Below are 18,027 nucleotides of genomic sequence, written 5' to 3' on the forward strand. Positions count from 1 at the left end.
CGAGCTCACGCGGCCCGCGACGCCGCCTCGTCGGTGCCGAGCGCGCGCTCGCGCAGTTCGCCGAGAATCCGGGCCAGGATACGGGACACCTGCATCTGCGAGACGCCCAGCCGTTCCGCGATCTGGGCCTGGGTCCGGGATTCGAAGAAGCGCAGGATCAGCACTTGGCGGTCGCGCGGCGGCAGCTCGGCGATCAGCGGGCGCACCGCCATCGCCTGCTCCAGCAGCTGGTAGCACGGTTCCTCGGCGCCGAGGGTGTCCGCGAGCGGTTGCGGCGCCCCCTCGTCGTCGTGGCGAGCGGCGGAGTCCAGCGAGTTGGTCTGGTAGGCGTTGCCCGCGATGAGGGCCTGGGTGACCTCGCCCAGCTCGACGTCCAGCTCGGCGGCGATCTCCCTGGCCGTCGGCATCCGCCCCAGGCGGTGCGACAGCGTCTCGGTGGCCGGGCCGATGCGCAACTGGATCTCCTTGAGCCGGCGCGGCACCCGCAGCGACCACGTGTTGTCCCGGAAATGCCTGCGCACCTCGCCCATGATGGTGGGAACCGCGAACCCGAGAAACGAGCTGCCGCGGGTGATGTCGAATCGGTCCACCGCCAGCACCAACCCGACGCGGGCGATCTGGAGCAGGTCGTCGAAGGACTCGCCACGGCCGGCGAACTTGCGTGCGATGTGTTCCGCGAGCGGAAGACACCGCCGCACCACCTCTTCGCGCAGCTCGGCGTGGTGCGGGTCGGTCTCCTCCACCGCGGCGAGCTTCTCGAACCACGGTTCGATGTTGTCGTAGCTGTCGCCTTGGCGCGTGCGCCCAGCCATGTCGTTCCGGTCGGTCGTGAACTCACGTGTCATCAAATGGTCCTCGTTCCCAACTGAATTCGATGACGGTCGGATACCCACGAACATCCGAGTCAAAAGGGTCACGGGAAATCGACAGGGAACTGGTGAGCATCCGGACCAGTTCCCAGCTCAGTGGGTCGCCGCCGACCTCGTCCTCGGTCGCGGCCGTCGCATCGACGCGCATGCTCACACGATCGGTGCCGTAGGTGAACGCACAACCGAGCATCGAACCGGGTACCGAGCCCGCGACCAGCATCGTGGCGATCTCGTTGATCGCCAACCGGATGTCCGCGACCGCGCCGAGCGGCAGATCGGCGACCAGGCACACGGTGTCGACCAGCCCGCGGATCAGGGCCAGGTGCCGCTCGGCGGCGGGAATCCGCACGGCGACCGTGGTGGTCTCGACGGCAGGCGCGCCGAACGCACAGGTGATCACCTTCATCAGACCGTGGCGAGCTGGGCTTGCCACATCCAGTGCAACTGCTCCAGGCGCGCGGCGATGTCCAGGAACAGATCCTGGGTCACCGGGTCGGCCTTCTCGGTCGCGGCGATCCGCTCGCGTAGTCGCTTGATCACGGCGGCGAGGTTGCTCACGATCGCGTCGATGACGTCGGTGTCCTGCTGCCAGCCTTCGCCGATGCCGAGCGCGCCGGAATCGCGGGCCACCGTCGGCGCGCGTCCGTCCGGGCTGACCCCGACCGCGGTGGCGCGTTCCGCGGCCGCGTCGGTGAATTCTCGTGCGACCGTGACCAATTCGTCCAGCGCCAGATGGACCGACCGGAAATTGGCGCCGACGACGTTCCAGTGCGCCTGCTTGGCGATCAGCGACAGGTCGATCAGGTCGACGACGGTCCCGCGCAGCGTCTCACCCGCGATGCGCTGCTGCTCGGGATCCAGTGTGCTCGTGATCGGTTCCGACATCGCTCCTACCTTTCTGGCGTTGATGCTGGTCATCGACGGTCTACCCAGCTGCGCCGCGCTAAACCCCCCGGTAGGGTCGTCGGCCGCACGGCCGAACGCGGGCCGCAGGCGGATCACCCGGCCCATTCGGCATCGGCCCGCAGCTTCTCCGCGATCGGTCCTCAGTCGCGGAAACCGGTCGACCGGATAGCGACCGCTGATGCTACGGGCGGCAACGCCGTGGTCGGCGCGAGAGGTTGTTGCCGAAGCGGCAATTTTGTTTGCCAATTCCCGGACCTCCACGGCACCTTGGGGCATGGCTGATGAAACGCAGGTAGATGTAGTGGTGGTCGGTGGCGGAGCAGCCGGGTTGTCGGCGGCACTGACCCTGGTGCGGGCACGCCGCTCGGTGGTCGTAATCGACGCCCTGGAGCCGCGCAACGGCCCCGCCGCGGGTGTGCACGGATGGCTGACGCGCGACGGCATGCCGCCCACCGCGCTGGTGGCGGCCGGTGCGCGTGAAGTGGAGCAGTACGGCGGGCGGATCGTCTACACGCGCGCCGAGTCCGCGCGGCGGACGCCGAACGGCTTCGTAGTGGACACCGATCGCGGATCGTTTCGCGGTCGCCGGTTGCTCGTCGCGAGCGGCCTGGTGGACGAGCTACCGACGATCACCGGTGTGCGGGAACGGTGGGGCCGCGACGTGGTGCACTGCCCCTACTGCCACGGCTGGGAGATCCGCGACCGGCCCATCGGCGTGCTCGGCTCAGTGCACCACGCCTTGCTGTTCCGGCAGTGGAGCACCCAGGTGACGCTGCTGCGGCACTCCTCGCCTCCGCCGAGCACCGAACAGTCCGAGCAGCTCGCGGCCCGCGGCATCGCCGTCGTTGACGGCGTGGTCAGCGCACTCGAGATCGTGGACGATCGCCTTGCCGGCGCCCGGCTGGATTCCGGCCGCCTGGTGCCGATCGCCGCCCTGGCGATAGCGCCGCGACTGGTCACCCGCGACACCCTCCTGCTCGGTCTCGGCGTCGAAACAGCCGAGCACGCTTCGGGCATCCACGTTGCCGCGGACATCGGCGGACGCACCTCGGTGCCGGGAGTCTGGGTGGCGGGCAACGTCGCCGACATCGCCGCCGGGGTGGTGCAGGCCGCCGCCAGTGGCGTGACGGCCGGTGCGGCGATCAACGCCGATCTCATCGAGGAGGATACGCGGCAGGCCGTCGATCGGTGGCGCGCGGGAGGATTCTCCGCGGACGCAGAACGGGCGACCTCGCAGCGGGTGCCAGCCGCCCGGCGACACGGTCTGGACTCGCTGCTGCCGATGCCGCCGAGCTGACCGAATTCGGCTCTCCACGAACTCGATCAGCGAGCATCGCATCCGCGCCGGATCTCGACGGCCACGAAAGCCGGTCTCCCTGCACTAGAATGTGATCTCCACAACACCGGGAGGTGCGGGATGCCAGAGGATTCGGCGACGCCCTTGCGGGCGGCGACGATGCCGGAGTTCAGCGGTCGCGTCTCGGCACCGACCTACGACCGCTCCCGGATCTCCACGGGCATAGTGCATTTCGGGGTCGGCGGGTTCCATCGCGCGCATCAGGCGATGTATGTCGACCGACTGCTGGAGCGCGGCCTTGCGCACGACTGGGGCATCTGCGGTGTCGGCGTGCTGCCCGGCGATCGCCGGATGCGCGATGTCCTCGCGGCGCAGGACGGCTTGTACACGCTGTCGACGGTCGGGCCGGACGGAACCTGGGCCACGCGGGTCATCGGTTCGATCGTCGAGTACCTTTACGCGCCGGACGATCCGGAAGCCGTGGTGGAGAAGCTGGCCGATCCGGCCACCCGGATCGTCTCGCTCACCATCACCGAGGGGGGCTACCGCATCGCCGCCGGCACCGGGGAGTTCGACGCCGACGATCCCGGCGTCCGTGCCGACCTCTCAGGCAAGGCGCCGCCCGCCACGGTGTTCGGTTTCGTCACCGAGGCCCTGGTGCGGCGCAGATCGCGCGGTGTCGCGCCGTTCACCGTGCTCTCGTGCGACAACATCGAGGGCAATGGGCACGTCGCGCGCCGCATGTTCGGCGCGTTCGCCGCGCTGCGCGATCCCGAACTCGGAACCTGGGTGGCCGAACGGGTGCGTTTCCCGAATTCGATGGTGGACCGGATAACCCCGGTGACGCCGCCGGCCGCGACCGGCGAGATCGAGCGGCGCTACGGAATCACCGACCGCTGGCCGGTCGTGACCGAACCGTTCGCGCAGTGGGTGCTGGAGGATACGTTCGAACTCGGCCGCCCCGCCTTCGACGAGGTCGGCGTCCAGCTCGTCGACGACGTCACGCCCTATGAGCTGATGAAACTGCGGCTGCTCAACGCCGGCCACCAGGCGCTGTGCTACTTCGGCCATCTGAGCGGCTATCGGCTGGTCCACGAGGCCGCGCAGGACCCGGCCTTCCGGCTGTTCCTGCTGCGCTACATGGACGCCGAGGCGACGCCGACGCTGCGCGAGGTTCCCGGCGTCGACCTGGATCGCTACAAGCAGACGCTGCTCGAGCGGTTCGCCAACCCCGCGATCGGCGACACCATCGCACGGCTGTGCGCGGAATCCTCCGACCGCATCCCGAAATGGCTGCTGCCGGTGATCCGGGCGCAGCTCGACTCCGGCGGCGAAATCGACTGCGCGGCGGCGGTGGTGGCGAGTTGGGCGCGCTATGCCGAGGGCGTGGACGAGCAGGGTGCGCCGATCGAAGTCGTGGACCGCCTGCGCGACCAGCTGATTCCGCTCGCACGGCGGGAGCGCGAGCAGCCCACCGCCTTCCTGGGCGAGCGTTCGGTATTCGGCGATCTGATCGACCGGCCCCGGTTCGTCACCGCGTACCGGGCAGCTTTGCATTCACTGCACACCAAAGGCGCCCATGCCACGGTCGAGGACTTGGCGCAGGCGTAGCTCCGCCTTCGCTCCGGCCATACCGGCTGCCGCTGCCCCGTCCGTCATCGCGGCGTGACGCGGGCGACCGCGCGCACGTCCGCGCCGACGGCGAACCAGACGTCCAGGCTCGAGCCGCCGCAGCGGGAGACGAGCCGCAGATCCTCGCCGGACCGCACCGGCTTCCCGTACTCGATCACCACTCGGTGCGGGCCGGACTTCAGTTCGGCGTGATCGGCGAGAACTTCCTCGAGAGCGGTCAGGTAGACCGCATTGTTCACGTGATCGAGCAGGTCTATGTCGGTGACGCGCAACGGGAACGGATGGATCCGCATGCCAGGCTCGCCGGCCTGCGGCATCGGGTCGGTGAGTTCGGCCTTCCACCGGAGCCGGTGTTCGGTCGTGCAGTCCAGCATGGGCGCCAAGAAGCGGTCGCTCATCCGGGTCGGGACTCCGGTTTCCGAGCCGAAGTGGATCAGGAAGGCCTCGGTCTCCACCAGGCCACCTCCGCTGCCGCAGATCTGGACGCGCATCGTGCACCATCGGGTGGACGTCGCCGAGGGCCAGCGCCGCAGCGTGGCCCACTCGCCGAACTCGATGGGTTTGAGTGCGTCGATCACCGTCCTGCGGACCACCCACAGGCGGTGGATGTCGCCGTCGTCGAGAACCCCGAGATGGTCGTAGCCGACGTCTTGCAGGTACCGTGCGACGCCGTCCAGCCGCAGGTGCTGGTCGCATCCCGTGTCACCGAGGCGCACCGGCCATCCCGTCTCGAACACGGGTACGTTCGCTCGGCTTTCCGGCAGGACGCTGGGAATGGCCATAACCGAATGATGCCAGATATTTGCTATCGCCGCGCGTACAACCGTTCCGCATAACACGCAGGAAACAAATAGGCAGCTATGTTACGAATTTTCCCGCCTAAAGCGCACCCACTGCCGATCGCTGAATATTCGCCAATTGGCTGGCCGGTGCGTGATCACACCTCGCTGCCGACCTCACCGCGGCCCGCCCAATGGCGTGTCGACACGAAGCGATGACCACGTCCATCACCTGTTCGCCGCGCCGACCGAGACTCGGGGGGAAACTTGACGACATGGCCGAAGACGAAATCGTAGATGTCTCGATCACCGCCGATGACCCGGTGTGGTTGGCGGAGTTCACCCGCAAACTCGTCGATGCGGAGCTGGCGGCGTGCGGCAACATCATCCCGGGTGTCCGGTCGATCTACCGATGGAACGGCCGGATCCACGACGACGCACAGGCGCTTGTCGTCCTGCACACGCGTGCCGGCCTGGTCCCCGCGATCATCGCGCGAGCCGACGCCGAGCACCCGGACGCGACACCCCAGGTGCTTGCGGTGCCCGTGGTCGACAGTCACCCCGGCTACCGGCAATGGGTCCTCGACTCCACTCGCGGATAGGTGCGGAAAGCCCCGCGTCGGGACTTCCCGCACCGCGTCGCCTAGGTCGTCGCCGGACGGTCTACTTCTTGGAACGATCCCGCTTTTCGCGCACCCGCACGGAGATCCGCACCGGCGAACCGTCGAAGCCGAATTCCTCGCGCAGTCTGCGCTCCAGGAAGCGACGGTAGCCCGCCTCCAGGAAGCCGGTGGTGAACAGCACGAATGTGGGCGGCCGGGTAGTCGCCTGGGTCGCGAACAGCACGCGGGGCAGCCGGCCGCCCCGCATCGGCGGCGGGGTCGCGGCGATCACTTCCTTCAGCCAGGTGTTCAACCTGCCGGTCGGAATGCGCTTGTCCCAGGACTCGAGCGCGGTTTCCATGGCGGGCACCAGCTTCTGCACCGCGCGGCCGGTATGCGCGGAGATGTTCACCCGCTGCGCCCACGGCACCCGGATCAGCTCACGGTCGACCTCGCGCTCCAGCTGCAGGCGGCGGTCCTCGTCTACCAGATCCCACTTGTTGAACGCCAGCACCAGTGCGCGCCCCGAGTCGGCGACCATGCTGATCACACGCAGGTCCTGCTCGGTGATCGGCTGCGCGGCGTCGATCAGCATGATCGCCACCTCCGAGGCCTCCAGCGCGGACTTGGTGCGCAGCGACGCGTAGAACTCGGTGCCGCTGGCATTGGCGACCTTGCGACGCAACCCGGCGGTGTCGACGAACTTCCAGACCTTCCCGCCCAATTCGACCAGGGAGTCGACCGGGTCCACCGTGGTGCCCGCGACATCGTGCACCACCGAACGCTCGTCGCCGGACAGCTTGTTCAGCAGGCTCGATTTGCCCACGTTGGGCTTGCCGACCAGAGCGACGCGGCGCGGACCGGTGCCGCCGGTGCCCTCCCGCGGGGTCTCCGGGAGAACTTCCAGCACGTTGTCGAGCAGGTCGCCGGTGCCGCGGCCGTGCGCGGCGCTGACCATGCGCGGCTCGCCGAGACCGAGCGACCACAGCGCCGCCGCCTCGGCTTCCACCCGCTGGTCGTCGACCTTGTTGGCGACCAGGATGACCGGGACCGAGGAACGACGCAGCTTCTTCACCGCCGCCTCGTCGGTGGCGGTGGCGCCGACCACGGCGTCGACCACGAGCAGGATCGCGTCGGCGGTCTGCATGGCCAGTTCGGCCTGCCTGGCCACCGCTTGCTGCAGCCCTTTCGCGTCGGGCTCCCAGCCGCCGGTGTCCTGGACCAGGAAGCGGCGACCGGCCCAGTTCGCTTCGTAGGACACCCGGTCGCGGGTCACCCCCGGAATGTCCTCCACGACCGCCTCGCGGCGGCCCAGGATCCGGTTCACCAGCGTCGACTTGCCCACGTTCGGGCGGCCGACCACCGCGAGCGTCGGCATCGCGACGTGCGCCTGATCCTCGAACTCGCCCTCGAGATCGGCCAGCTCCCAGTCGGCCTCGTCGCTCCAGACGCCGTCACCGGCCAGCACGTCACCGTTCACCGGTCACCTCCGGCCGCGAGCGCCGAAAGCTGCTGGGCGACAACGCGATACAGCTCATCGATGACCTCGTCCATGGACAGCTCGCTGGTGTCGACCAGCACCGCGTCCGCGGCGGGGCGCAGCGGGGACACCTTGCGGGTGGAGTCGAGGGTGTCGCGGCGCTGCACGTCGGCGAGCACGCCCGCGTAGTCGTCGCCCCGCCCCTCGGCGATGTTCTGCTGATTGCGCCGGTGGGCGCGCGCCTCCGCGGAGGCGGTCAGGTAGATCTTGGCGTCCGCCGTCGGCAGCACGACTGTGCCGATGTCGCGGCCCTCCACCACGATCCGCCGCGCGACCGCCGTGATGTCGCGCTGCATCGCGACCAACAGCTCCCGCACCTCGGGCACCGCGGAGACCGCCGAGACGGCCTTGGTGACGGCGTCGCCGCGGATCTCCGACGCGACGTCCTCGCCGTCGAGCTCGATCACCTCGCGGCTGGGCTCGGTGCCGATGGACAGCGGCAGCTCCTTGACCGCGGCGGCGATGGCCGCGGTGTCGGTGAGCTCGATGCCCGCGCGCAGCACGCGCAGCGTCGCCGCCCGGTACATGGCGCCGGTGTCGAGGTACTGCGCGCCGAGCCGGGTGGCCAGGCGCCGCGAAACGCTCGACTTCCCGGTGCCCGACGGCCCGTCCATGGCGATCACCAGCGGGCTCCTACCGGACATGCGCGCCGGCGCCTGCACCGGGATCTCCAGACCGTTCACAACGACACCGCCTCGTAGAGTTTGCCGATTTCATCGCGGCCGAGCACGCGCAGTGTGCCGGGCCGTTGGTCGCCCAGCGCGACCGGACCGATATGCGTGCGCACCAGCCGGATGACCGGGTGGCCGACCGCGTCCAGCAGACGGCGCACGATGTGTTTCCGCCCTTCGTGCAACACGATCTTGACCAGGGAACGTCCCTCCCCCAGTTCGAGGACCTGGAAGCGGTCGACCTTGGCGGGACCGTCCTCCAGCTCGACGCCGTCCCGCAGCCGCTTGCCGATCGCACGATTGTTGACCTCACCCTGCACCGTCGCCAGGTAGGTCTTGGAGACCTCGAAGGACGGGTGCATGAGCCGGTGCGCGAGGTCGCCGTCGTTGGTCAGCAGCAGCAGGCCCTCGGTGTCGGCGTCCAGCCTCCCGACGTGGAACAGGCGCTGACCGGCGGCGATCCGCTCGGCCACGATGTCGCCGACGCAGGGGCGGCCCAGATCGTCGGACATGGTGGACTGCCAGCCCTTGGGCTTGTTCAGCGCGACGTGCACCAGTTCCTCGCGCACCACCACGCGGGTGCCGTCGACACGCACCACCGCGCGCTGCGGGTCGATGCGCAGACCCTGTTCGCGCACGATCATGCCGTCGACTTCGACGCGGCCCTGCGCGATCATCTCCTCGGCGGCGCGACGCGAGGCGACGCCCGCCTTGGCGAGGACCTTCTGCAGCCGCTCGCCCTCGCCCCACGGCAGTTTGGTGTGCCCTTCGACCGGATCCACGTTCTGGTGGCGCGCGGGCTTGGCGTTGCTCAGCAGCGTCGGCTGCGCGACCTGCCGTTGCGGCTTCGGCTTCTTCTTGCCACCGGAGTTCGCGTGCCGCTGCGGGGCCGCTGCAGCCCCGTGCTGCGTCGCGCCGCGGGTCGCGCCGCCCTGCTGGGTGCCACGGGCGGTGGTCCCCCGTTGGGCCGAACGTGCGTCGCGTGAGTTCGTGCTGCGGCTCGCGCCCCGTTCGGGCTGGGTGCCGCGTTTCCTACGATCCGGTGTGCCATCTCGGCGAGCGGGCGTATTCATCGTGTCCTGTCACTCTTCGGTGCCGAGGTCCAAATCGGCCTCGGCGGGTTTCTTCAACCTGGTGTAACGGGGGTCCGTCTCCAGGCTCTCGTTGATCTCGTCGATCAGGTCGACGCCCGGAAGCAGGGGCGCCAGCGGCGGCAGGTCGCTCAGCGACGGGAGCCCGATCCGTTCCAGGAACAGCTCCGTCGTGCAGTACAGCGTCCCGTTGGTTTCCGGGTCGACGCCTGCCTCGGCGATCAGTCCCCTGGCCAGCAGCGTGCGCATCACGCCGTCGACGTTAACGCCGCGCACCGCGCTGACCCTGGTCCTGGTCACCGGCTGACGGTATGCCACCACCGCCAGCGTTTCCAACGCCGCCCGGGTCAGTTTCGATCGGGAGCCGTCGAGCAGCATCCGCTCCACATACGGGGCGAACTCGCTGCGAGTATAGAAGCGCCAACCGTCACCGACGAAACGCAGATCGATGCCGCTGGAGCGTGCCGACAGTTCGGCTGACATAGCACGCAGGGTGCTCTCCACCCGCTTAGCGGTATCGCCCAGCGCGGCCGCCAATTGCTCCACCGGGGCCGGAGCGTCGGCCACGAGCAGCATCGCCTCCAGCGCCGAGCGGAACTCGGCGTCCTCCAGCGGTTCCGGAGTGAGATCCGTCACCGCCTCGTTCACGACCGGGCCGCGCTGACGCTCACTCACCCGTAGTCCTCCTCGATAGTCACGGCGTCCGCCTGTTCCGCCGCGTCGTCGCCGATCCAGCTGACCGACAAGGGACCGAGCGGATCGGGCTGGTCGAACTCGATCGTCTTGCCGCGATACAGCTCGAGCAACGCGAGGAAGCGGGCGACGATCTGGACCGGGACTTCGCAGTCGGCGACCAACTCGCCGAACGAGGTCCACGCACCCGCTCCGCGCTGTTTGAGCCGTTCCAGCACCAACGCCGCCTGTTCGGCCACCGAGATCGCGTGCGTGTGCAAGTGGTCGAGCCCGACCTTCGGCACTGGGCGGGGCCGGAAGGCCGCCGCGGCGATCGCGGCGAACTCGGCCGCCCCGACACCCAGCGTAACCTCGGGCAGCAGATCGGCGTAACGCTCCTCCAGACCGACCGCGCGCGGGTAGCGGCGCAGCGCCGCGGCCTCCAGCTCGCCGAGCAACTCGGCCACCTGCTTGAACGCGCGGTATTGCAGCAGTCGCGCGAACAGCAGGTCGCGCGCCTCCAGCAGTTCGAGGTCTTCGGCGTCGGTCATCTCCCCGGACGGCAGCAGGCGCGCCGCCTTGAGATCCAGCAGTGTGGCGGCGACGACCAGGAACTCGGTGGTCTGGTCCAGGATCTTGTCCGCGCGCAACGTGTTCTGCCGCGCCGCGTGCGCGGTCAGCGCCTTCGTGTAGGCGATGAACTCGTCGGTGACCTTGTGCAGCGCCACTTCGGTGACGTCCAGCTTGCGCGAGCTGATCAGAGTGAGCAGCAGGTCGAAAGGACCCTCGAAGTTGCTCAGCCGTAGGTGGAATGCGGACGGCTGCGCTGTGTCTTCCCGGGGAGAGTCGCCCGGCGGGGCAATCTCCGGAACCTCGGCTCGGTCCGCCGCTTGCCGCACACCCGGCACGCCGGTCGCCGGAACCTCGGGCTCGTCAGCTTGCACGCGACCGCTCGGCCCGGCATCCACCCGAGCTCTACCACGGTCAGCCGCCTGCGCCGGACCACCCGACCTGGCGTCCTCGGCCGCCTGCGGGTGATTCCCCGGCGCGCCGCTCGCCGGAACCTGGGGTGCTTCCGGCGCAGGAGCGGACGAATCGCCTTGCCCCGCGGGGATGTCCCGCGCGGCTGCCGCGGTGTGGGATGCGGGTGTCACCGGCGATTCGTCAGCGGGAGCGTCTGTACCGGGCGCTGTGGAAGCCTCCGACGTCGACGCGGTACTGGAGGGGATACCCCCGACCACGGCCGGATTCGGGCGTTGCGCCGCCGAGCCCCGGCCTGCGGCGATATACGCGGCGGCCGCGTTTCCGAGCGCAGGCGAGTTACCGGAACCAGCGGGTGGCTGATGCGTGGATTCTTCGGCGGCGTCCGGGGCTTCGGCAGCGCGCGCACGGTCGTCGGACGGGGGTGCAGACCCCTGGCCGGATGAGTTGTCGGTGGACGCAGACGAGGGGCCGGAGGGGCCGCTCACCGGCCCGACCGGTGGATGACTTCCCGAGCCATCGACCGGTATGCTTCGGCACCACTGGATTTCGGCGCCCACGTGGTGATGGGCTCGCCCGCGACGCTGGCGTCCGGGAAACGCACGGTCCGCGCGATCGCGGTGTCGTAGACCAGGTCACCGAATACCTCGACCACCCGCGCCATGACTTGGCGGGAGTGCAGCAGTCGAGCGTCGAACATGGTGACCACTATTCCGTACAGGCTCAGCCGCGGGTTCAGCCGGTCCCGCACTTTCTCCACGGTGTCGTTGAGCAGCGCGAGCCCGCGTAGCGAGAAATACTCGCATTCCATCGGAATGATCACGCCGTCCGAGCAGGCCAGCGCGTTGACCGTGAGCAGGCCGAGGGAGGGCTGGCAGTCGATGAGGATGTAGTCGTAGCGGTTGCGCACCGGCGCCAGCGCGCGGCCGAGCGACTGTTCCCGGCCCACCTCGTTGACCAGCTGGATCTCCGCGGCGGACAGGTCGATGTTGCTCGGCAGCAGGTCCATGTTCGGGACGCGGGTCTGCATCAGCACGTCGTCGATGGACACGGTGGAGCCGATGAGCAGGTTGTGCACGGTGTGGTCGAGAGTGTGGTGGGCCACGCCGAGACCTGCCGACAGCGCGCCCTGCGGGTCCAGGTCCACAAGCAGCACGCGGCGGCCGTATTCGGCCAGTGCGGCACCGAGATTGATGGTGGAGGTGGTCTTGCCGACCCCGCCCTTCTGGTTGCACATGGCGACGATCAGGGCGTCGCCGTGCTGACCCACCGGCGGCGGGTCGGGGACCAGCCGCAACGGCCGACCCGTCGGGCCGAGCGTCGCGTCGTCCGGGACCGGCTCCGCCCCGGTGCCCCACAGCGTTTCCGCCGCGGCGTCCGAGTACGGACCCGGTCGCGGGCCCGTAAGCGGCTCCGCCCCAGCACCCATCGGCGGCTCTGCCGCTCCGGCTGTCGTCACGATCCGCTGCTCCTTATACGTTCCTGCCGGTTGCCTCGCCGAGCGTAGCGAGGCCGATCAGGGCCCGACCTCGCTTTCGTACGGTCCAGCTCTCGATAGACGCTACCGCTTGACGGCACTCGAGTGCCGCGCCTGCGCGCGGCGTGTTCGTCTCACGCTGGTCAGCGCCATTGCGGGCCGCCGTCGAAATGCACGTCGAACCGGTCGTGCAAGTCGTTCAGGCTGTCCCAGTCCGCCTCCCCACGCGCGATCCGGCCGAGTTGCCGGAAATACTCGAAGCGGACGATACCCGGTGTGAGGACCGCCAGGAACTCCGCAGGCCCGTCCGTGTCGGCGCCGAAGGCGTGCACGACATTCGGCGGGATCACCACCAAACCGCCTTTGCTCACCTTGCTCAGTTCGCCGTCCACGAGGAAATCCATAGTCCCGTCCAGGATGTAGAAGATCTCGGTGGATCCGGTGTGGTGATGCGGCCGAGTGCCGTCCGCCCCCGCCGCCAGAGTCAGCCGGTTGGCGCCGAACAGCCCCTCGGACTTATCGCTGTCCTCGAGCAGCCGGAACGACCCGCCGCCGGGCAGCGTCACCGCTTCGACGTCGGCTTCGTGGACGATGAAAGGCCTTGCCATGCAACTCACCTCGCGTTGTGCCCGAAATCTGACCGCGGCCGTCCGCATCGCGCGGACTCCGATGACCGAACAACCGGACCGCGGTCCTGTTTGTTCCGCGCACCGTACGGCCGCCCAGCCCTACCGCGTTCGGACATCGGTCCACCAGCAGGCCGATATCCCTGACTCCATAGGGATTCGGCACTGCATCGTCAGGGATCCTGGGTCAGCGTGGCGTGTTCGAATACACCGCGATTCGGGCAGCCGAACAGGCCTGGAACCCGGGAAGACAGCGCCGAACGGATCAGCGAGCTCGTGGGTGAGCAGTCGCCCAGACTTCGCGCAGGGTCGTGACCGTGACCAGCGTGTAGATCTGCGTCGTCGTCACGGATGCGTGACCGAGCAACTCCTGCACGACGCGAACGTCGGCCCCACCGTCGAGCAGGTGGGTGGCGAAGGAGTGGCGCAGCGTGTGCGGCGACACCGCCGCCGCGATGCCCGCGCGTTCGGCGGCGGTCTGCAACACCTGCCACGCGCTCTGCCGGGACAGGCGGGCACCGCGGACGTTCAAGAACAGCGCTCCGGCGTTCCCTTTCCCATGTGAGGCAAGAGTCGGCCGCCCACGCACCAAGTACGCGTCCACGGCGGCGAGGGCGGGCCGCCCGATCGGCACCACGCGCTGCTTCCCGCCTTTGCCGCGCAGGACCACCGCCCGTTCCTCGGTGTCCAGATCGTCGACGTCCAACCCGACCATTTCGGAGATCCGGGCGCCGGTGGAGTAGAGCATTTCCAGCAGCGCCCGGTCGCGCAGCCCACGCGGTCCCCCGTCCGTGCCCGCCGCGGCGTCCTGGCCGTCCGCGGATCCGCCGCCCGCGGCCTCAAGCAACCTCAGTACCTGGTCGTAGGGCAGCGCTTTGGGCAGCCTGCGGCCCGGTGTGGGCGGCTTGACCGCGTGGGCGACATCGGTGCTGGTCAATCCCTCCGCCGCGGCGAAACGATGCCATCCGCGCACCGCGATCAACGCGCGTGCCGCCGAGCTGGCCGCCAGCGCCGGGTGCCCGCCGCCCCCCGAGCGCAGCGTGACGGTGAACTCGGCGACGTCCGGCTCGCCGACCTGGTCCAGCGAGCCGATGCCGCGCCCGTTCAGGAAGTCGAGGTAGCGGCCGAGATCGCGCCGGTACGCGGCGAGGGTGTTGGGTGCGAGGCCGCGCTCGACGGCGAGGTGGTCGAGGTAGGCATCGAGCTCGCGGGCGAGCACCACCGCTCAGTCTTCGGATTTGCGCGCCGCTTGACGGCGCAGAAGCGCGGTGGGCAGTCCGGGCCACGGCGCGTCCGGCGGCCGCAGCTCGGTGCCGCCGACCCGCGCGGCCGCCAGCGCGAGCACGCCCGCGACCGCGGTGGCGTTGACGATCTCGCCCGCCAGCGCCGCCCGCACGGCCGCGTCGACCGGCATCCGGACCACTTCGAGGTCGGCCTCCTCCAGCTCCGGCTCGGGCCGGTCGGTCTCGTACAGATCTCGTGCCAGGTACACCCGCAATGCTTCGTCGGTGAAACCGGGCGACAGCATCACATCCACCAGCACCGACCACTCCCGCGCGGCCAAGCCGGCCTCCTCGGCCAGCTCACGCTGCGCGGCGAGCAGCGGGTCCTCGCCGGGCAGGTCGAGCAGACCGGCGGGCAATTCGAGCAGCCGCTGCCCGATCGGGTGGCGGTACTGGTTGATCAGCACCACGTTGTCGTCGGCATCGACCGCGGCGACGGCGACGGCGCCGTGATGCTCGACCACCTCGCGTTCGACGACCCGCCCACCCGGCATCGACACCTGGTCGAGCCGCAACGCCAGAATGGCGCCGCTGTAGACGGTACGGCTGGATACGATCTCGAATTCGTGGCCGCCCGGTCCGGCAGCGCCTCCGGTGGACATGGCCCGGTCGTCGGTCATGCCCCGACCTTATCGGCCGGAGCGGACACTCCCCGGTGCCGAGGACCGCCGCCCGCGGGCACGGACCGCACGCCGCTACGCCTTGTCGGTCGCACCTGCGAGTTCTTCGCCGGGGATGTCCACCGGGAGCCGTTCGGCCGCCTTGTACTTCAGCGCCGCCGAGATCAGCGCCGCGAACAGCGGGTGCGGCCGGGTCGGGCGGCTCTTCAGTTCGGGATGCGCCTGGGTGGCGACGAAGAACGGGTGCACGTCGGCGGGCAGCTCGACGAACTCGACCAGATGTCCGTCCGGCGAGGTGCCGCTGAACGTCAAACCGCTCTCGGCGATCTTGTCGCGGTAGGCGTTGTTCACCTCGTAGCGATGACGGTGCCGCTCCGAGACGTGCTCGCTGCCGTAGGCCTGGGCGACGACCGAGCCCTTGGCCAGCGTCGCGGGGTAGGCGCCGAGGCGCATGGTGCCGCCGAGATCGGCCTCACCGGCCACGGCCTGTTCCTGGTCGGCCATCGTGGAGATGACGGGATGCGGTGTGTCCGGCTCGAATTCGGCCGAATTGGCCTCCGCCAGACCGACCGAGCGGGCGGCCTCGATCACCATGCACTGCAGGCCGAGGCACAGACCGAGCAGCGGGATGCCGCGGGTGCGCGCGTAGTGGATCGCGCCGACCTTGCCCTCGATGCCGCGGATGCCGAACCCGCCGGGAATCAGCACGGCGTCGACGTCGCGCAGCGCCTGCTGCGCGCCCGCCGGTGTCTCGCACGCGTCGGAGGGCACCCAGTGGATGTTCACCTTGGCGCGCGAGGCGAACCCGCCCGCGCGCAGCGCCTCGGTGACCGAGAGATACGCGTCGGGCAGGTCGACGTACTTGCCGACCAGCGCGACCTCGACCGTCTCGCGCGGCGAGTGCACCCGCTCGAGCAGATCGCCCCACACGGTCCAGTCCACGTCACGGAAGGGCAGGCCGAGCCTGCGCACCACATAGGCGTCCAGGCCCTCGCGGTGCAGCACGCGCGGAATGTCGTAGATCGACCGCGCGTCCGGGGTGGAGATGCAGGCGTCGACCTCGACGTCGCACATCAGCGCGATCTTGCTCTTCAGCGCCTGCGGGACCTCCCGGTCGCAGCGCAGGATCAGCGCGTCGGGCTGGATACCGATGTTGCGCAGCGCGGCCACCGAGTGCTGGGTCGGCTTGGTCTTCAGCTCGCCGGAAGGTGCCAAGTAGGGCACCAGCGACACGTGCAGGAAGAAGACGTTGTCCCGGCCGACGTCGTGGCGGATCTGGCGAGCGGCCTCCAGGAACGGCTGCGACTCGATGTCGCCGACCGTGCCGCCGATCTCGGTGATCACCACGTCCGGCGTCTGCCCCTGCAGATCCGGGCCGCGCATCGCGAGGATGCGGTTCTTGATCTCGTCGGTGATGTGCGGGATCACCTGCACCGTGTCGCCCAGGTACTCGCCGCGGCGCTCCTTGGCGATGACCGACGAATAGATTTGCCCGGTGGTCACATTCGCGTCCCGGGACAGGTCCCGGTCGAGGAAGCGCTCGTAGTGGCCGACGTCCAGATCGGTCTCCGCGCCGTCCTCGGTCACGAACACCTCGCCGTGCTGGAAGGGGTTCATGGTGCCGGGATCGACGTTCAAGTACGGGTCGAGTTTCTGCATCGTGACGCGCAGCCCACGCGCCGTCAGCAGCTGACCGAGGCTGGAGGCGGTAAGACCTTTACCCAATGAGGAGGCGACACCACCGCTGACGAAGATGTGCTTCGTGGCCGTTCGCGCCTGAATCCGTGTTTGACCCACGGGTCTTCACGGTAACACGAATCCGCCCGTCCGTTCGAATGCCACGCCCGTTTGCCCACCGATCGCCGGGCTGTAGTTCAGAGCATGTGCATCCCGACTGTGAAGCGCGTCGCGGCAGGGGCCGCCGACGCATTGTCACGCGGAGCTACGGCGGCACCGAGCAACCCGTTGAAACGGGCGTTCCGCGATGGAACGTCGGCCGCCATGGATTCGCTGCACGGCCGGGCTACTCAACCCGGCAGTGCTGCCAAGGTGAGCGACGTGGCTTTTGCGCCGGTGCCGTAGCGGCCCGCTCCGCCGTTGAGCTGTTCGCCGAGCGCCAGCACCGTGGTGACGCGGCCGAGGTCCCTTTCGAGGTTGTCGACCGTGCTGACCTGGGCGGCGAGCGAGGCGTCGGTACGGACGACGGCGATCGGCCCCTCCCCCTCGGCGGCGCCGGCGCGACCGGCCAGGACCACACCGGACCCGCGGCCGCGCAGGGCGCCCGTGAAGCGAGCGGTATTCGCGCCCACGCTGTCCCTGGCGGCGCCGACGCCGTTTCCGGTGACCACCACGGCCAGCTGCGCCGGACGGACCGGCGTATCGCCGTAGGCGAGGAAACCGCCGCCACGCAAAGTCTCCAGCACCAGCCCGAGCTCTTGCGGAGTGCTCCGGGGTTGCCCGTTGGCCGGGTCGAGCAACAGCACCAGGCCGAGCAGATCGCCCGCCATGCTGCCCTGGTCGACCGCGCCGGTACGCAGCTGCGCCCCCGCCGGGATCACGTTGGTGAGGGCGGTGCGCATCCGGTCGCCCTCGGTCGCGTCGACGAAAGCGTCGGTGAACGCGATTCTGCCGGTCACGGCCGCACCGGCGGTCTCCAGCGCTTTCGTCACCGCCTCGACGTCGCCCGGATCGGCGTCCGGTGTCGTGAACACGACGACGCCGCGATCGGCGAGCGCACCGCCGAGGATGCGGCCCGACGACCCGGCGATGAACCGGTCGGCGGCCATGACCTGATCCGCGAGCCGCCGGTTCTGATCGCCGAGCATGTCGACCTGCTGTCGCAGATCGGTCTTGTCCGCCCGCAAGCCGGACAGCAGATCGGCGGCGAGCGTCTGCGAGCCGAGCACCACGCCGATGGCGAGCGCAAGAAAGATCGCGGCGATCGAGATGGCGTGCTGGCGGATCGTGATCATCGTTCTCCC

At 69.4% G+C, this 18,027-nt stretch carries 18 protein-coding genes; 3 read left to right on the plus strand and 15 right to left on the minus strand.

The window, feature by feature from the left end; translation table 11 throughout:
• Positions 1–5 precede the first annotated feature (5 nt).
• Genes IU459_RS33295 through IU459_RS33305 form a run of 3 tightly spaced genes read right to left on the minus strand, consistent with a single transcriptional unit; the run spans position 6 to position 1,754 of the window.
• Entirely contained in the window at positions 6–845 is an 840-nt protein-coding gene (locus IU459_RS33295; protein WP_228838863.1) for an RNA polymerase sigma factor SigF, read from the minus strand.
• On the minus strand, positions 835–1,275 hold the full coding sequence (locus IU459_RS33300) for an ATP-binding protein (RefSeq protein WP_228838864.1): 441 nt from the start codon (positions 1,273–1,275) through the stop codon (positions 835–837). The genes IU459_RS33295 and IU459_RS33300 overlap by 11 nt, the downstream gene beginning before the upstream one ends.
• Positions 1,275–1,754 (minus strand): Dps family protein, encoded by a 480-nt coding sequence (locus tag IU459_RS33305; RefSeq protein ID WP_195133568.1) that lies wholly within the window; start codon positions 1,752–1,754, stop codon positions 1,275–1,277. Before IU459_RS33305 ends, IU459_RS33300 begins: the two co-directional genes overlap by 1 nt.
• 295 nt (positions 1,755–2,049) lie before the next feature.
• Between IU459_RS33305 and IU459_RS33310 the strand changes: the two genes are divergently transcribed.
• Both IU459_RS33310 and IU459_RS33315 read left to right on the plus strand, forming a co-directional pair.
• On the plus strand, positions 2,050–3,072 hold the full coding sequence (locus tag IU459_RS33310; RefSeq protein WP_195133569.1) for an NAD(P)/FAD-dependent oxidoreductase: 1,023 nt from the start codon (positions 2,050–2,052) through the stop codon (positions 3,070–3,072).
• 120 nt (positions 3,073–3,192) lie between these two features.
• Complete coding sequence (locus IU459_RS33315) at positions 3,193–4,683, plus strand: mannitol dehydrogenase family protein (protein WP_195133570.1); 1,491 nt, start codon at positions 3,193–3,195, stop codon at positions 4,681–4,683.
• Positions 4,684–4,727: 44 nt separating this feature from the next.
• Here IU459_RS33315 and IU459_RS33320 read toward each other — a convergent pair whose 3' ends face one another.
• Positions 4,728–5,486 (minus strand): acyl-[acyl-carrier-protein] thioesterase, encoded by a 759-nt coding sequence (locus IU459_RS33320; protein WP_195133571.1) that lies wholly within the window; start codon positions 5,484–5,486, stop codon positions 4,728–4,730.
• Between the two features lie 272 nt (positions 5,487–5,758).
• Between IU459_RS33320 and cutA the strand changes: the two genes are divergently transcribed.
• Complete coding sequence (cutA, locus tag IU459_RS33325) at positions 5,759–6,085, plus strand: divalent-cation tolerance protein CutA (RefSeq protein WP_195133572.1); 327 nt, start codon at positions 5,759–5,761, stop codon at positions 6,083–6,085.
• 61 nt (positions 6,086–6,146) lie between these two features.
• On the opposite strand, the gene der is transcribed toward cutA, so the two are convergent.
• The 11 genes from der to IU459_RS33380 all read right to left on the minus strand — a co-directional run bounded on the left by der (position 6,147) and on the right by IU459_RS33380 (position 18,018).
• The gene (gene der, locus IU459_RS33330) at positions 6,147–7,565 is read right to left on the minus strand and encodes a ribosome biogenesis GTPase Der (RefSeq protein ID WP_195133573.1); all 1,419 of its coding nucleotides are present in this window, start codon (positions 7,563–7,565) and stop codon (positions 6,147–6,149) included.
• Entirely contained in the window at positions 7,562–8,269 is a 708-nt protein-coding gene (cmk, locus tag IU459_RS33335) for a (d)CMP kinase (RefSeq protein ID WP_195133591.1), read from the minus strand. The genes der and cmk overlap by 4 nt, the downstream gene beginning before the upstream one ends.
• 35 nt (positions 8,270–8,304) lie before the next feature.
• Positions 8,305–9,369, minus strand: a complete 1,065-nt coding sequence (locus tag IU459_RS33340) for a pseudouridine synthase (RefSeq protein ID WP_195133574.1) — start codon at positions 9,367–9,369, stop codon at positions 8,305–8,307.
• Between the two features lie 9 nt (positions 9,370–9,378).
• Entirely contained in the window at positions 9,379–10,062 is a 684-nt protein-coding gene (scpB, locus tag IU459_RS33345) for an SMC-Scp complex subunit ScpB (protein ID WP_440446552.1), read from the minus strand.
• Positions 10,059–10,922 carry a segregation and condensation protein A gene (locus tag IU459_RS33350; protein WP_195133593.1) on the minus strand — a complete coding sequence of 288 codons (864 nt, stop codon included), beginning with the start codon at positions 10,920–10,922 and terminating at the stop codon, positions 10,059–10,061. Before IU459_RS33350 ends, scpB begins: the two co-directional genes overlap by 4 nt.
• A 602-nt stretch (positions 10,923–11,524) precedes the next feature.
• Positions 11,525–12,469 carry a ParA family protein gene (locus tag IU459_RS33355; protein WP_195133594.1) on the minus strand — a complete coding sequence of 315 codons (945 nt, stop codon included), beginning with the start codon at positions 12,467–12,469 and terminating at the stop codon, positions 11,525–11,527.
• A gap of 191 nt (positions 12,470–12,660) precedes the next feature.
• Positions 12,661–13,125 (minus strand): cupin domain-containing protein, encoded by a 465-nt coding sequence (locus IU459_RS33360; protein ID WP_195133575.1) that lies wholly within the window; start codon positions 13,123–13,125, stop codon positions 12,661–12,663.
• A 283-nt stretch (positions 13,126–13,408) separates the two neighbouring features.
• Positions 13,409–14,362: a site-specific tyrosine recombinase XerD gene (gene xerD / locus IU459_RS33365; protein ID WP_195133576.1), complete on the minus strand. Its 954-nt coding sequence runs from the start codon at positions 14,360–14,362 to the stop codon at positions 13,409–13,411.
• 6 nt (positions 14,363–14,368) lie between these two features.
• Entirely contained in the window at positions 14,369–15,046 is a 678-nt protein-coding gene (locus IU459_RS33370; protein WP_228838865.1) for an NUDIX domain-containing protein, read from the minus strand.
• Between the two features lie 75 nt (positions 15,047–15,121).
• On the minus strand, positions 15,122–16,843 hold the full coding sequence (locus IU459_RS33375; RefSeq protein WP_195133577.1) for a CTP synthase: 1,722 nt from the start codon (positions 16,841–16,843) through the stop codon (positions 15,122–15,124).
• 230 nt (positions 16,844–17,073) lie between these two features.
• A complete protein-coding gene (locus IU459_RS33380) occupies positions 17,074–18,018 on the minus strand; it encodes a copper transporter (protein ID WP_195133578.1) in 945 nt (314 codons plus the stop codon).
• Between the last annotated feature and the right edge of the window lie 9 nt (positions 18,019–18,027).

It is taken from the genome of Nocardia amamiensis (assembly GCF_015477605.1).
GTDB classification, from domain to species: domain Bacteria; phylum Actinomycetota; class Actinomycetes; order Mycobacteriales; family Mycobacteriaceae; genus Nocardia; species Nocardia amamiensis_A.

Bases quoted from the DNA above. Each gene is read 5' to 3' on its own strand.
- IU459_RS33370 (WP_228838865.1), bottom strand. From the start codon at position 15,046: ATGACCGACGACCGGGCCATGTCCACCGGAGGCGCTGCCGGACCGGGC.
- IU459_RS33340 (WP_195133574.1), bottom strand. From the start codon at position 9,369: ATGAATACGCCCGCTCGCCGAGATGGCACACCGGATCGTAGGAAACGC.
- IU459_RS33355 (WP_195133594.1), bottom strand. From the start codon at position 12,469: ATGGGTGCTGGGGCGGAGCCGCTTACGGGCCCGCGACCGGGTCCGTAC.
- IU459_RS33360 (WP_195133575.1), bottom strand. From the start codon at position 13,125: ATGGCAAGGCCTTTCATCGTCCACGAAGCCGACGTCGAAGCGGTGACG.
- IU459_RS33300 (WP_228838864.1), bottom strand. From the start codon at position 1,275: ATGAAGGTGATCACCTGTGCGTTCGGCGCGCCTGCCGTCGAGACCACC.
- IU459_RS33380 (WP_195133578.1), bottom strand. From the start codon at position 18,018: ATGATCACGATCCGCCAGCACGCCATCTCGATCGCCGCGATCTTTCTT.
- IU459_RS33305 (WP_195133568.1), bottom strand. From the start codon at position 1,754: ATGTCGGAACCGATCACGAGCACACTGGATCCCGAGCAGCAGCGCATC.
- IU459_RS33315 (WP_195133570.1), top strand. From the start codon at position 3,193: ATGCCAGAGGATTCGGCGACGCCCTTGCGGGCGGCGACGATGCCGGAG.
- cutA (WP_195133572.1), top strand. From the start codon at position 5,759: ATGGCCGAAGACGAAATCGTAGATGTCTCGATCACCGCCGATGACCCG.
- cmk (WP_195133591.1), bottom strand. From the start codon at position 8,269: ATGTCCGGTAGGAGCCCGCTGGTGATCGCCATGGACGGGCCGTCGGGC.
- IU459_RS33310 (WP_195133569.1), top strand. From the start codon at position 2,050: ATGGCTGATGAAACGCAGGTAGATGTAGTGGTGGTCGGTGGCGGAGCA.
- IU459_RS33295 (WP_228838863.1), bottom strand. From the start codon at position 845: ATGACACGTGAGTTCACGACCGACCGGAACGACATGGCTGGGCGCACG.
- IU459_RS33320 (WP_195133571.1), bottom strand. From the start codon at position 5,486: ATGGCCATTCCCAGCGTCCTGCCGGAAAGCCGAGCGAACGTACCCGTG.